Source organism: Sphingobium ummariense RL-3, assembly GCF_000447205.1.
Lineage (GTDB): Bacteria > Pseudomonadota > Alphaproteobacteria > Sphingomonadales > Sphingomonadaceae > Sphingobium > Sphingobium ummariense.
The window spans coordinates 17,185-30,012 of the sequence record NZ_AUWY01000118.1; the positions used below are offsets into that span (position 1 = coordinate 17,185).

Consider the following 12,828-nt stretch of genomic DNA (forward strand, 5'->3'; position numbering starts at 1 on the left):
GCTTCGAAAGCCGCAACGCTTGGGCGGGGAACGCCTGATCGGGAGGTTGCCTTGCCCCGATGCGCACAGAATGGCGCAATCGGGGCAGGGGATCAAGAACCTCCTCCGCGCGACCGGACGGAGGGCAAAGGAGCGATCAGGCCGCGCCCTGCAGCTTGTCCTGCGTCTTCGTCTCGAAATCGCTGGCGTCGTGCCGCTCGTGCAGCTGTTCCTCCAGCGGCCCATTCGCCTTGTTGACGATGCGGCCGCGCTTCACCGCGGGGCGCGCGTCGATCTGCTCCGCCCACCGCATCAGATGCTTGTACTTCGGCGCGTCGAGAAAGACGTTCGCGCCCTCATAGCTGCGGCCCAGCGCGATCCCGCCATACCAGGGCCAGATCGCGATGTCGGCGATCGTATAGTCGTCGCCCGCCATGTAGTCATGCTCTGCCAGATGCCGGTCGAGCACGTCCATCTGCCGCTTCACCTCCATGGCATAGCGGTTGATAGGATATTCCCACTTCTCCGGCGCATAGGCGAAGAAATGGCCGAAGCCTCCGCCCAGGATCGGCGCGGCACCCATCTGCCAGAACAGCCAGCTCAGCGTCTCCGTGCGCGCGGGTCCGTCGGCCGGCAGGAACTTGCCGAATTTCTCGGCCAGATAGACCAGGATAGACCCCGATTCGAACACGCGGCGGGGCGGCGACACGCTATGGTCGACCAGCGCGGGGATCTTGCTGTTGGGGTTGATGTCGACGAAGCCGCTCGAAAACTGGTCGCCATCGCCGATCTTGATCAGCCAGGCGTCATATTCCGCCTCGGCGACGCCCGCGGCCAGCAGTTCCTCCAGCATGATGCCGACCTTCTGCCCGTTGGGCGTGGCGAGCGAATAAAGCTGGAGCGGGTGCGTGCCGACCGGCAGGTCCTTGTCGTGCGTCGGCCCGGCGATCGGCCGGTTGATATTGGCGAACGCGCCGCCGCTCGCCTTGTCCCAGGTCCAGACGCGGGGCGGTGTGTAGCTGTCGGTCATGCGGGTCACTCCGGTGCTGACGAATGTCGCACCGGCAGGTAGGGTGCGGCTGCTGGCGCCGCAACCGCCTGCTCGACGGTCGGGGATTATTTCGGCTCGGCCCTGACCACCAGGACGCTGACGGGCGAATGGCGGATGATGGCGGCGGCGTTCGATCCCAGCAGATAGGATCCGATCGACGGCTGGTGCGAGCCGATCACGATCAGGTCGGCGCCGGTCCGGGCTGCTTCGTCGATCACCTCGTCCCTGACCCGGCCCCTGCGGGTGTTGATCCTGAAACGGCTCTCGTCCAGCCCGGCTTCGGCACACCATCCCCGCATGGCCTTGATCGCCTCCCGTTCCTCCCGCGTGTCGAAATCGTCGGCCAGCAGGTCGGAATAGCGGGCGGGCAGGAAATAGCGCACGTGAAGAAGGTGCAGCATGCCGGCGTCGTCCACGATCGCCGCGGCGCGCGTGACGGCGGCGCGGGCATGGATCGGATCGTTGACATCGACCGCCACGACGATGGTGGAATAACGCATCCTTGCTCTCCTTTGCCTGGTTCAATGAGGGGGAATGTTCCGGGGCCCGGCGAGGACGCATGCGAAACGAAAAAAAGCGGTGGGGAAAGCGAAGGGAGACATGGCTTCGGGAAACAGAAAGACCCGGCTTTCCCATGGTCCGTCCCATGCCGCTCGACGGACGACGGATTTTCTGCATGGACCCCTTGACCAGACTTTAGTGCCGACCATATGAAGCCGCGCTAGCACTCCTCCTCTGGGAGTGCTAACAACAGGAAGTTCATCGGGAGAAGGACAAGGCGCAGCGGATTCGCACGGGGGGTTCCCATCGATCGCGCGCCTGACCCGATCCCAAAATTGAGGGAAAGGCAATCAACATGGCATTTCGTCCGTTGCATGACCGCGTTCTCGTCCGCCGCGTCGAGGCGGAAGAGAAGACTGCTGGCGGCATCATCATCCCCGACACCGCCAAGGAAAAGCCGCAGGAAGGCGAGATCGTCGCCGTCGGCACCGGTTCCAAGGCCGAAGACGGCAAGGTGACCCCGCTGGACGTCAAGGCCGGCGACCGCGTCCTGTTCGGCAAGTGGTCGGGCACCGAGGTCAAGGTCGATGGCGAAGACCTGCTGATCATGAAGGAATCGGACATTCTGGGCGTCGTCGGCTGAACGACTGATCCCGATTTCCCCCATTCTCCAGATTGTAAGAAAGTAGAGGTAGAAGACCATGGCAGCGAAGGACGTAAAGTTTTCGCGTGACGCCCGTGAGCGCATTCTGCGCGGCGTCGACATCCTGGCCGATGCGGTCAAGGTGACCCTGGGCCCCAAGGGCCGCAACGTCGTCATCGACAAGAGCTTCGGCGCGCCCCGCATCACCAAGGACGGTGTTTCGGTCGCGAAGGAAATCGAACTGAAGGACAAGTTCGAGAATATGGGCGCCCAGATGGTCCGCGAGGTTGCCTCGAAGACCAACGACATCGCTGGTGACGGCACCACCACCGCGACCGTGCTCGCCCAGGCGATCGTGCGCGAGGGCATGAAGTCGGTGGCCGCCGGCATGAACCCGATGGACCTGAAGCGCGGCATCGACCTCGCCACCGCCAAGGTGGTCGAGGACATCAAGGCCCGCTCCAAGCCGGTCTCCGGCTCGCAGGAAGTGGCCCAGGTCGGCATCATCTCGGCCAATGGCGACGTGGAAGTCGGCGAGAAGATCGCCGAAGCCATGGAGAAGGTCGGCAAGGAAGGCGTCATCACCGTCGAGGAGGCCAAGGGCCTCGAATTCGAGCTGGACGTCGTTGAAGGCATGCAGTTCGACCGCGGCTACCTGTCGCCCTACTTCATCACCAACCCGGAAAAGATGCAGGTCGAGCTCGCCGATCCGTATATCCTGATCCACGAGAAGAAGCTCAGCAACCTCCAGTCGATCCTGCCGATCCTCGAAGCGGTCGTGCAGTCGGGCCGTCCGCTGCTGATCATCGCCGAGGATATCGAGGGTGAGGCGCTGGCGACCCTGGTCGTCAACAAGCTGCGCGGCGGCCTGAAGGTCGCGGCGGTCAAGGCCCCCGGCTTCGGCGATCGCCGCAAGGCCATGCTGGAGGACATCGCCGTCCTGACCAAGGGCGAAGTGATCTCGGAGGATCTCGGCATCAAGCTCGAGAACGTCACCCTCGGCATGCTCGGCACCGCCAAGAAGGTCACCATCGACAAGGACAACACCACCATCGTCGATGGCGCCGGCGCAGCCGAGTCGATCAAGGCCCGCACCGAGCAGATCCGCGCCCAGATCGAGACCACCACGTCCGACTATGACCGTGAGAAGCTCCAGGAGCGTCTCGCCAAGCTGGCCGGCGGCGTTGCCGTCATCAAGGTCGGCGGTGCGACCGAGGTCGAGGTGAAGGAGCGCAAGGACCGCGTCGACGACGCGCTGCACGCGACCCGCGCGGCTGTCGAGGAAGGCATCGTCCCCGGCGGTGGTACGGCGCTGCTGTACGCCACCAAGGCGATCGAGGGCCTGACCGGCGCGAACGAAGACCAGACCCGCGGCATCGACATCGTCCGCAAGTCGCTGACCGCCCTGGTTCGCCAGATCGCCAGCAACGCCGGTCATGACGGTGCGGTCGTCTCGGGCAAGCTGCTCGACCAGGGCGACACCTCGTTCGGTTTCAACGCCGCGACCGACACCTATGAGAACCTGGTGAGCGCCGGCGTGATCGACCCGACCAAGGTCGTGCGCACCGCGCTGCAGAACGCGGCTTCGGTCGCCGGCCTGCTGATCACCACCGAGGCGACGATCGCCGAGCTGCCCGAAGACAAGGCTGCTCCGGCGGGCATGCCCGGCGGCATGGGTGGCATGGGCGGCATGGACTTCTAAGTCCCGTCCTCAGGCGAACCGGAAGAGGCCGGCGGAGCGATCCGCCGGCCTTTTTCCTTTCGGGGGCGAAAGGGGGTAATGGCTGCCTGCGACATTGGCAGCCATGGCATCTTCCCCCCATAAGGTTCGGCAGAGGCACGCGACTCTGCCGAAGGGGACCGGCGGAGCCGGTGGAGGGGTGCCCACGACCCCTGAAACTTCTGCAATCGCCTGCTCCTCGCCGCCCCGTTTGAACTTCCCAAGTAGGATTTCCTCTGATCTACCATGGCGGTGGAATCCGATCCCTCCCTTCGCTGGCCAACCCCTTTCCCGCGCCTGCTCGCCCGCGGCCCAGCTGGCGCCGCCCTGTCGCGTCGCTGTCGCGTCGGTGTGACCTTGTCGTTACCTGACTGGCGCGTAGGTGGCGCGTCAGTGTCGCGCCACTGTGGCGTTCCTGTCGCGTCGCGGGGGCTTTTCCGCCACTTTTGGCCCGAAACGCCCTACGACGCTGTGAACTTCGCCCCAGCGCGCCGCTGTCGCGCCGCTGGCCCTCATCCGTCGCGGGCGACCACCATCATGTGCATTTCCGCCCGCACCCGGAAGCCGAGCGTCTCGTACAGCGCGATCGTGGCGCCATGGTCGGCATAGGCATGGAGAAAGGGGATCTCGTCCCGTTCCAGCATGGCGCGCGCGACGATCCGCATCAGTGCCTTGGCATGGCCCCGCCCGCGATGATCGGGATGGGTGCACACGCCGCTGACCTCCGCCAGGCCGGGCAGGCGCATCCGCTCGCCGGCCATCGCGGCCAGGCGGCCATTCTCCCGGATGCCGATGAACCGGCCGAGGCGGTGGGTGAGGGGGTGGAAGGGGCCGGGTTTCGTCATCAGCGCGAGCGCGCGCATCTCGGCAGCGTCGTCCTCGGTCAGCACCAGCGGCTCCAGATCGGTGTCGCCCCGGATGTCCTCCGCAACCATCTGCGCCAGGCGGGCCTCGCGCAGGATGCGGGTGCCGGGCGGCGCCGCAATCGGATCGCGCTCGACGATCCAGAGTTCGCCGCCCGGCGGGACCAGCGCGGCAAGGGCCTCCTGCGCCTGAGGGCTGCTATCGGCCGCGGCGCCGAAGGGGCCGTAAAGCGGGTCGATCCGGCGGGCGAGGTGCCCTCCTTCCGACAAGGCGGACCAGCCCGACTGAAGGGCGTTCCAGACCGGGCGGTCGAGCGGGACGAAGGAAGGCATGAGAAGGAAGCTCCGGCGAAGCTATTAGTTGACGATAGCAACTATCAGGCCTTATCCTGCCACGCAATGACCGATGCCGTGACCGCCCTGCGCGCCTTCAATCGCTTCCACACGCGCTTCGCCGGTGTGCTGCAGCCAAGCTATATGCAAAGCGGCCTTGGCGTCACGGCCGCCCGGCTGCTGTATGAGGTGGCGCAGGCGCCCGAGGGTGTGCTCGCGCGCCAGCTGGCGGAACGACTCGGACTCGACGCCGGGCAGACCAGCCGGATCGTGGCGGGGCTGGAGCGGCGCGGGTGGATCGCCCGTGAGCGGGGAGAAGATGGGCGCCAGCGGCCGATCCGGCTGACGGAGGAGGGCAGGGCTTTCTTCGCCGCGCTCGATGCACGCACCCGCGCGGATACGGAGGCGCGCATCGCCGGCCTGGATCAGGCGCAGCGCGACGCTTTGATGGAGGCGCTGTCGCGGGTGCGTCTGTTGCTGGGCGACGGCGCGGCCATGGCCTGGCGCTTGCGCCCGTTCCGCATCGGCGACCTGGCGGAGGTGGCCGCCCGGCAGGCCCGTCTCTACGACGCCGAATATGGCTGGGGCAGCGCGATGGAACGGCTTCAGGGCGAGATCACGACCACCTTCCTTCGCGATTTCAAGCCCGGCCGCGAGCAGGCGTGGATCGCCGATTGCGAAGGGGCGATGCTTGGCGCGGTGCTGGTCGCCGATGCGGGGGACGATGCCGCGCAGCTGCGGCTGCTGCATGTGGAGAAGGAAGCGCGCGGCATGGGCATCGGCAGCGCCCTGGTCGACCGATGTATCGCCTTCGCCGGGGAAGCCGGCTATGATCGCATCATCCTGTGGACGCAGGATGTGCTGACCAGCGCCCGCCGGCTCTACGAGGCCGCGGGCTTCCGCCGGGTGTCGGTGGAGCGACACGCGATCTTCGGCACCGAAATGGCTGGGGAACGCTGGGAACGCCCCTTGCCATAATTCGGCCTTTCCCGCCGCCGTCCGCGCTATGGTTTACCAAATCGCAAGGCTGATCGGTCATTATACGGGTGACGTGTTACGCCTCATCCGCCACTGGTGCGCAGTCCTGCGTACGCGCTTCGCGCCCGGCACTCAGCAGAGTGCTGAGGTGCGGGACAGCCTCGTCAAGGCGCTCTACGCTTCCCCCGCCTCGCTGCTTTCCGGTGCGATTTCAGGTGGTTCGCTCAGCCTTGTGATCGCATGGCAGGCCGCTGTCCCGACCATGAGCGTCATCGCGGGGCTGGTGCTGCTGGTCGGAATCAGCCGGTCCGTTTCCGCTGTCTATTTCCAGCGGCAGCTCGCGCACAAGGATGGACCCGCCAGGCCGATCTGGGGCATCGCCTATGAACTGGGCGCCTGGGCCTATGCCGCGCTGCTGGGCCTGCAGGCGCTCGCCACGCTGGTCATGACCCAGGACGCGACCCTGCACGTGCTCGCCGTGGGCATGGTGGCCTCCTATGCCGGCGGCATTTCCGGCCGCAACGCGGGCCGCGTCCATGTTGCGGTGGGACAGACCTGCTTCTCGCTGCTGCCCACGTCGCTCGGCCTTATCCTGGCGGGAGGGCTCGGTTATACCATCCTGGGCGTGCTCTGCTTCCTGATGATCTTCGCCATGGCGGAGATCACCAAGACCACCCACCGCATCGTGCTGGAAGCGCTGCAGGGCAAGCATGAGAAGACCAAGCTCGCCGCCAAGTTCGAACGGCTGGCGCGCTATGACAGCCTGACCGGGGTCGAAAATCGCATGGCGATGCACATGCGCCTGCGCGAGCTGTTCGATCGTGCTCCATCGGATACGGATCGGATGGCGGTGCTATGGATGGACCTCGACCGTTTCAAGGAAATCAACGACACGCTGGGCCACATCATCGGCGACCAGCTGCTCTGCCGGGTCGCCGAACGGCTGACCCGCGCATTGGACGGGCGGGGCCATGTGGCGCGCTTCGGCGGCGACGAGTTCGTGCTGATCTGTCCCGGCGCGGACAGCTATCGCGCCGAGTTGATCGCAACCGATCTCATGGCCGTGCTGGCGGAGGATTTTGAGGTCTGCGGCTATCATCTGGCTGTTACCGCCTCCATGGGTATCGCCATCGCGCCGAGCGACGGGCGCGACGGCGATGAACTGCTGCAGCACGCCGACCTTGCGTTGTACAAGGCAAAGCATGCGGGGCGGAACCGCCATGTGCGGTTCGACTGGAGCATGAAGGAACGGCAGAACCGCGCCTATGATCTGGAAATGGGACTCCGCAACGCCCTCGCCAATGGCGAGCTGGAGCTGCACTACCAGCCGATCTTCGACACGGAAAGCAGCCGCATCACCATCTGCGAGGCGCTCATGCGCTGGCGCCATCCGGAAATGGGGTGGATCACGCCTGCCGAGTTCATCCCGGTCGCGGAAAGCTCCTCCCTGATCGAGCCGATGACCGCTTGGGCGTTGCAGCAGGCCTGCCGCGACGCGATGGATTGGGACGAGGACATCCGTGTCGCGGTGAATATCTCTCCCGCGCTGCTCCGGACCGACGGCCTTCCCCGCGCGGTCATGACGGCGCTGCTGGAATCCGGGCTCAAAGCGCGGCGGCTGGAACTGGAAGTCACGGAATCGACCTTCCTGGAGGACGACCGCCGCACGCACCTCATCCTGGGGGAGTTGCGCCGCGTCGGCCTGCGCCTGGCGCTCGACGATTTCGGCACGGGCTATTCGTCCCTGGGCTCGCTGCGGACCCATGAGTTCGACACGATCAAGGTCGATCAGAGCTTCATGCGCGGGGTCGGCGAAAGTTCGCGCGACCGCGCCATTGCGCAGTCGGTCGCCTATCTGGCGCGTGCGCTTCAGGTGGAGACGGTGGCCGAAGGCATCGAGACCGAGGAACAGTTGCGCTACGCCCGGGAGACCGGCTTCACCAACGTCCAGGGATTCGTGCTGAGCCGCCCCATGCCCGCCGCTGCGTTGCTGGACCTGATGGAGCAGCGCCGCGGCGAGGTGGTGGACATGGCAGCCGTCATCCGCCAGCGTCGGCTGGCCTGAACGGCCTTAGCGACCGAGCCTGGTCTGCGCCTGGGCCAGGCGCCGCATCATGCGAAGATCCTTGAGCGCGATCTTCAGCGCAGACGCTGCCCAGTTTTCGACGATGTCCTTGAGCTCCTCATAATGAAGCGGATCGACGCGGCGACCTGCCTCGAACACGCCGACATGGCCGGCATGGTGCGGCCGGTTGGCGGCGATATAATCGCGCACCGCCTGCTCGCCCTCTCCATCCTCGACCAGCGTGTGCACGATGCCCATGTCGTACATTTCCTGTGCGCTGAACACCTTGCCCGACAGGATCATGCGTTCCGCCTGCAGGCGCCCCAGCTTGCGGGCGAGGATCGAATAGGCGCCCATGCCGGGAAACAGCCCGAACAGCATTTCGGGCAGGCCGAAGCGGGCGCTGCGCTCGGCGATCACCACATCGAAGCACAGCAGCGCCTCGAACCCTCCACCCAGCGCGTCGCCCTGCGCCAACGCGATCGAAATGACCGGCAGGTCGCCGTTGCACCAGGTGCGATGGACCACATCGATACAGGCATGGCCATAGTTGACCAGGCCGGGCAGGTCTCCGCGCTCGATGCAGCCGGCGAACAGTTCCAGGTCGCCGCCAAGATTGAACACGCCGGGGAATCGGGAACCGGCCACCATATATTTGACGGGCATTTGGCCCGCATCGAACAGGCGCTTGGTTTCGACATACCAGGTGCGGACATCGCGGAGCATCGCCGGGCTGAAATTGGGCCGATCGACAGGGGTCATGAACGCCCAGAGCGTTTCGGCAGCGGCATCCCATTGCACGTCGATCTGGCCCAGGTCGAACATGGACGACTGACCGGTCAGGCCGACATCCGGCCCGTCCATGACAATGTCGTCGATCGCGAGTTCCCCTTCAGAGACAGGCAGCGCCACGCTGGCCTCCCTTTCATCGGCCGGATTAAACCGTCCGGAATCAATCATCTGCGACCTCTTTTTGTGACAGCAACTGAGATAGGCTCAGTCGAATGCCATGATGCAGTGAGTGCCATTTCGTTGACAGTCCCTTAACCATTTTTATCTGAAACTGTTGCTCAAAAGACTCATTAATTCGCTAAGGAAAAGGAGGCTATGTTGCGTCAATGCAACATGCGGTCCTGTTTGTCCCGAAGAGTTTTCATTAACCATTCCGCTTTAATGTCTTGGCGCATGGAACGACGCCACCTGGACCCCAACCCCGTCACCCTGACCCTGCAGGACTCGCATGGGGATGCCTGGCCCTTGACCCTTTCGGCCGATTGCCTGCGCTTCATCGGCCCCTATCGCCGGGTGGAAGGTTTCTCGGTGGATGCGATGCTGTTGTTCGAAGGGCTGCGTAAAGCCGGCTGATTCCGCCCCGCTTGTGCCGCGGTCCATTCGCCAGTAGATCGCGGCCGGTGACAAATCCCCGCTTTTCCTTCTCCATCGCCGCGACTGACGGCAAGGCGCGCACCGGCGCGATCGCCATGCGTCGGGGCGAGATCCGTACGCCCGCCTTCATGCCGGTCGGTACCGCCGCGACGGTAAAAGCCATGCGCCCTGCGGAAGTGCGGGCGGCCGGCGCCGACATCATCCTCGGCAACACCTATCACCTGATGCTGCGGCCCGGCGCCGAACGCGTGGCTCGATTGGGCGGGCTGCACGGCTTCATGGGCTGGGACCGGCCTATCCTGACCGATAGCGGCGGATATCAGGTGATGAGCCTTTCCGCGCTCACCAAGCTGAGCGAGGAAGGGGTGGCCTTCTCCAGTCATATCGACGGATCGAAGCATATGTTGACGCCCGAGCGGTCGATGGAGATCCAGCGGCTGCTGGACAGCGACATCGTGATGGCGTTCGACGAGTGCACCAGGAATGGCTGCACGCGCGATGAGGCGGCGAAGTCCATGGAGCGCTCGATGCGCTGGGCGAAGCGATCGCGCGACGCCTTCGATGCGGGCGGAAAGCATGCGGCACAGGACCACCCCGAACGCGCGGCGCTATTCGGCATCCAGCAGGGTTCGCTGGACGAGGGGTTGCGGCGGGAGTCCGCGCAGAAGCTGATCGAGATCGGCTTTGACGGCTATGCCGTGGGCGGCCTTGCGGTGGGCGAGGGGCAGGATGCCATGTTCGCCACGCTGGACTTCGCGCCGGACATGCTGCCCGCCGATCGGCCGCGCTATCTGATGGGCGTCGGCAAGCCCGACGACATCGTCGGCGCTGTGGAGCGCGGCATCGACATGTTCGATTGCGTGCTGCCGACGCGCAGCGGGCGCAATGGCCAGGCCTTTACCTGGCAAGGGCCGCTCAACATCCGGAACGCGAAATTCGCGGAGGACAAGGCGCCGCTGGATCCCCGCTGCGACTGTCCCGTATGTGTGACCTGGGGGCGGGCCTATCTTCACCATCTGGTCAAGGCGGGCGAGATGCTGGGCGCCATGCTCATGACCCAGCACAATATCCATTTCTACCAGGCGCTGATGCAGGCGACCCGATCCGCTATCGAGCAAGGGCGGTTCGCCTCCTTCGTGAGCGAGTTCCGGCGGGACTATCTTCGGCGCTGACGTCTTTCGGGAAATTATGGGATCACGGATATGGTGATCGCATATTCGCCGTTCTGTCCGTCATGTTCCAGCGGCGAGCGGAGCTGTCGCGACAGGCCGGTAAGGACGCGACCGTAGCGCTCGTCAAGCAGGCGAACGATAGCGGGCGACCCGGTGAGCGCTGGGCTGGCGATGCGCAGCTCGGCGCGGGCCGGGCTCTCGGGTAGCTGGTGGATGGAGATGCGCATGGCGCTGGTGGGCGCCGAAAGCATTGCCAACTCTACCAGTTCCGTGACGAGGAAGGCCACAGGCACGGCCACATCCTGGCTGATATGCAGATTGTCGCTATCGATCTGGATCGCGAAGCGACGCGCCTCGGCTGGAGCCGTGCCGCGCAGGCTGGCCGATAGCTCGCTGATCAGCGAGCGCACGCCCACGCCGCGATTCTCCTCCAGCTCCGCGAAATGATTGCGGTGCACGACCGACAGCGCGTCGACCCGGCGCTGGATGGAGGCGTAGGCTTCGACCGCTTCAGGGTCGTGCGCCGATCGGGCGTGCAGGCTTATGAGGCTGGCGATGATCTGGAGGTTGTTCTTGACCCGGTGATGGACTTCACGGGTGAGCTTGCGCTGCGTGTCGAGCGCGCCCGCCATCTCCGCTTCATGAGTGGCCACCTTCTCGGTGATGTCACGGAAGGTTGCGCCCAGCGCCGCGATTTCCTGCGCCGGAGTGCGCACCCGACGCAGCGGCTCCAGCACCTCGCCCGGCCGGTAGGCGGCGACCGAACGACGCAGCAGCACGAGCGGTCGGATCAACAGGCGGTTCACCACGAACCAGCCCACCGCTGCGGCGGCGAACCACATCAATAAGGGCAGGAAGAGCGACAGCGTACGCGCCAGCGTGGCGGGCGGGTCGTACACCGTGAGCGTCAGCAGGATGTCCGGCGGATCGAGCCGCGCCGAGAGGCTGGTTGGGCGACCGCGATCTCGCAGCGCCGGGCGGCTCACCCGCATCGCCTTGGGACCTTGGCGGAGCGTGAGCTGGCGGTTCTGCAGTGCGGTCGCCGGATCCGCCACGGATTCGAGGTGACGGCGTGAATAATAGGCCAGCGCCACGATCCTGTGATCGCTGCTCCGCACGCGGCTTACCATATAGCCCGGCTCGGGGAGCAGGTCGATGAGCCGGCGGGCAAAGCGGTCCTGTGCGGCAATACCGGAAGGCTCCGGTTCCGCGCTGCCGCACAGGCGCCGACCGTTGCGATCGTAAATGTAGAAGCGCCCGCCGTCGCGATCCTGCGCCGCAAGGAAGAAGGCAAGGCGATTGCACATGCGGCTGTCCGCAGTGCGGTTGGCTAGCGCATTCACCGTCAACTGCAAGGCTGCGCGGTCCGAGGCCAGGTCGGCCGTGAGTTTTCGCGCGCTTTGCGTTACGGCGATGCGCAGCAGCGCTTCCTTTTCGAGATCCGCGGTACGGATTGCCTGAAGGGAAGCCACGAGCGCGACAAGGCCCAGCGGCAGCAGCGCAAGCGTCAGGATCAGGAACATCCTGAAGCCGGTCGAGTGAAAGAAAGGCATGGCAGCCCAGAGACCGGACCTACTCTTCCGCGATGGCGTAACCTGCCCGGTTGTAGGGGCCGGAGAGTGGCTGCCCCCGATCATCGGCAGGTCAGTCCAGCTTACTGAGCAGGTCTAGCATTTCGGAAGGAATATCTTCATTCACCGTCCGCTGATAGGCATTGCGCAGCGCCTGCGCGACATGGCCTTCGTCCTTCGTCGTCGTGGCGCGACGGCGGCGCGAGACATTGCCGGCGGCCTTCATGTCAGGCGCCCGGACGCTCTCATCCGCATTCGTGTCCCCTCCCGTCACGTTCTGTCCCGTGGTCCAAGAAACAAAATCCAGCCCCTTTGCAGCGATTGCCAAGTCTGCGCGGTCTTTCTTGCGGCTTTGCGCCATGGCGTCAATTCGTCCCGTACGCAGAACCCAAGATATTTGATATTATGCTCGAAAAAACCGAACATCCGTGAAACAAATTCTCGCATTGTTGGTTCCGGTCCCTACAGCTTTTTTTGCACCGTTCGGCGGGACGGTGAGGGGGCGGCGGGGGCTTGCTTAATAGGCGGCATCATACCATCCTCACGCGCCGGCCGAAATCCGGAAC

General features: G+C 65.1%; 12 protein-coding genes. 6 read left to right on the forward strand and 6 right to left on the reverse strand.

Features of this window, described 5'->3' with window-relative positions; all coding sequences use genetic code 11:
* Positions 1 to 136 precede the first annotated feature (136 nt).
* Both yghU and M529_RS42190 read right to left on the reverse strand, forming a co-directional pair.
* Complete coding sequence (gene yghU, locus M529_RS42185) at positions 137 to 1,009, reverse strand: glutathione-dependent disulfide-bond oxidoreductase (protein ID WP_021319253.1); 873 nt, start codon at positions 1,007 to 1,009, stop codon at positions 137 to 139.
* 86 nt (positions 1,010 to 1,095) lie between these two features.
* The gene (locus M529_RS42190; protein WP_021319254.1) at positions 1,096 to 1,530 is read right to left on the reverse strand and encodes a universal stress protein; all 435 of its coding nucleotides are present in this window, start codon (positions 1,528 to 1,530) and stop codon (positions 1,096 to 1,098) included.
* A gap of 356 nt (positions 1,531 to 1,886) precedes the next feature.
* Between M529_RS42190 and groES the strand changes: the two genes are divergently transcribed.
* Together groES and groL are read left to right on the forward strand one after the other, a co-directional pair.
* Entirely contained in the window at positions 1,887 to 2,174 is a 288-nt protein-coding gene (gene groES / locus M529_RS42195; RefSeq protein WP_021319255.1) for a co-chaperone GroES, read from the forward strand.
* A 58-nt stretch (positions 2,175 to 2,232) separates the two neighbouring features.
* Positions 2,233 to 3,876, forward strand: a complete 1,644-nt coding sequence (gene groL, locus M529_RS42200) for a chaperonin GroEL (RefSeq protein WP_021319256.1) — start codon at positions 2,233 to 2,235, stop codon at positions 3,874 to 3,876.
* Positions 3,877 to 4,406: 530 nt separating this feature from the next.
* On the opposite strand, the gene M529_RS42205 is transcribed toward groL, so the two are convergent.
* Positions 4,407 to 5,090: a GNAT family N-acetyltransferase gene (locus M529_RS42205; protein WP_021319257.1), complete on the reverse strand. Its 684-nt coding sequence runs from the start codon at positions 5,088 to 5,090 to the stop codon at positions 4,407 to 4,409.
* A 66-nt stretch (positions 5,091 to 5,156) separates the two neighbouring features.
* Between M529_RS42205 and M529_RS42210 the strand changes: the two genes are divergently transcribed.
* Together M529_RS42210 and M529_RS42215 are read left to right on the forward strand one after the other, a co-directional pair.
* Positions 5,157 to 6,068: a bifunctional helix-turn-helix transcriptional regulator/GNAT family N-acetyltransferase gene (locus M529_RS42210; protein ID WP_021319258.1), complete on the forward strand. Its 912-nt coding sequence runs from the start codon at positions 5,157 to 5,159 to the stop codon at positions 6,066 to 6,068.
* Positions 6,069 to 6,141: 73 nt separating this feature from the next.
* Positions 6,142 to 8,133: a putative bifunctional diguanylate cyclase/phosphodiesterase gene (locus M529_RS42215; protein WP_031295305.1), complete on the forward strand. Its 1,992-nt coding sequence runs from the start codon at positions 6,142 to 6,144 to the stop codon at positions 8,131 to 8,133.
* A 6-nt stretch (positions 8,134 to 8,139) separates the two neighbouring features.
* Here M529_RS42215 and M529_RS42220 read toward each other — a convergent pair whose 3' ends face one another.
* Positions 8,140 to 8,997 carry a crotonase/enoyl-CoA hydratase family protein gene (locus M529_RS42220; RefSeq protein WP_408021302.1) on the reverse strand — a complete coding sequence of 286 codons (858 nt, stop codon included), beginning with the start codon at positions 8,995 to 8,997 and terminating at the stop codon, positions 8,140 to 8,142.
* 321 nt (positions 8,998 to 9,318) lie between these two features.
* Between M529_RS42220 and M529_RS42225 the strand changes: the two genes are divergently transcribed.
* Together M529_RS42225 and tgt are read left to right on the forward strand one after the other, a co-directional pair.
* Positions 9,319 to 9,498: a hypothetical protein gene (locus M529_RS42225; protein WP_031295307.1), complete on the forward strand. Its 180-nt coding sequence runs from the start codon at positions 9,319 to 9,321 to the stop codon at positions 9,496 to 9,498.
* Positions 9,499 to 9,545: 47 nt separating this feature from the next.
* Positions 9,546 to 10,691, forward strand: a complete 1,146-nt coding sequence (gene tgt, locus M529_RS42230) for a tRNA guanosine(34) transglycosylase Tgt (RefSeq protein ID WP_021319262.1) — start codon at positions 9,546 to 9,548, stop codon at positions 10,689 to 10,691.
* A 14-nt stretch (positions 10,692 to 10,705) separates the two neighbouring features.
* Here tgt and M529_RS42235 read toward each other — a convergent pair whose 3' ends face one another.
* Together M529_RS42235 and M529_RS50380 are read right to left on the reverse strand one after the other, a co-directional pair.
* Positions 10,706 to 12,244: a sensor histidine kinase gene (locus M529_RS42235; RefSeq protein WP_021319263.1), complete on the reverse strand. Its 1,539-nt coding sequence runs from the start codon at positions 12,242 to 12,244 to the stop codon at positions 10,706 to 10,708.
* 91 nt (positions 12,245 to 12,335) lie between these two features.
* Positions 12,336 to 12,623: a NepR family anti-sigma factor gene (locus M529_RS50380; RefSeq protein WP_021319264.1), complete on the reverse strand. Its 288-nt coding sequence runs from the start codon at positions 12,621 to 12,623 to the stop codon at positions 12,336 to 12,338.
* Positions 12,624 to 12,828: the final 205 nt, after the last annotated feature.

Bases quoted from the DNA above. Each gene is read 5' to 3' on its own strand.
- yghU (WP_021319253.1), bottom strand. From the start codon at position 1,009: ATGACCGACAGCTACACACCGCCCCGCGTCTGGACCTGGGACAAGGCG.
- M529_RS42190 (WP_021319254.1), bottom strand. From the start codon at position 1,530: ATGCGTTATTCCACCATCGTCGTGGCGGTCGATGTCAACGATCCGATC.
- groES (WP_021319255.1), top strand. From the start codon at position 1,887: ATGGCATTTCGTCCGTTGCATGACCGCGTTCTCGTCCGCCGCGTCGAG.
- groL (WP_021319256.1), top strand. From the start codon at position 2,233: ATGGCAGCGAAGGACGTAAAGTTTTCGCGTGACGCCCGTGAGCGCATT.
- M529_RS42205 (WP_021319257.1), bottom strand. From the start codon at position 5,090: ATGCCTTCCTTCGTCCCGCTCGACCGCCCGGTCTGGAACGCCCTTCAG.
- M529_RS42210 (WP_021319258.1), top strand. From the start codon at position 5,157: ATGACCGATGCCGTGACCGCCCTGCGCGCCTTCAATCGCTTCCACACG.
- M529_RS42220 (WP_408021302.1), bottom strand. From the start codon at position 8,997: ATGGACGGGCCGGATGTCGGCCTGACCGGTCAGTCGTCCATGTTCGAC.
- M529_RS42225 (WP_031295307.1), top strand. From the start codon at position 9,319: ATGGAACGACGCCACCTGGACCCCAACCCCGTCACCCTGACCCTGCAG.
- M529_RS42235 (WP_021319263.1), bottom strand. From the start codon at position 12,244: ATGCCTTTCTTTCACTCGACCGGCTTCAGGATGTTCCTGATCCTGACG.
- M529_RS50380 (WP_021319264.1), bottom strand. From the start codon at position 12,623: ATGGCGCAAAGCCGCAAGAAAGACCGCGCAGACTTGGCAATCGCTGCA.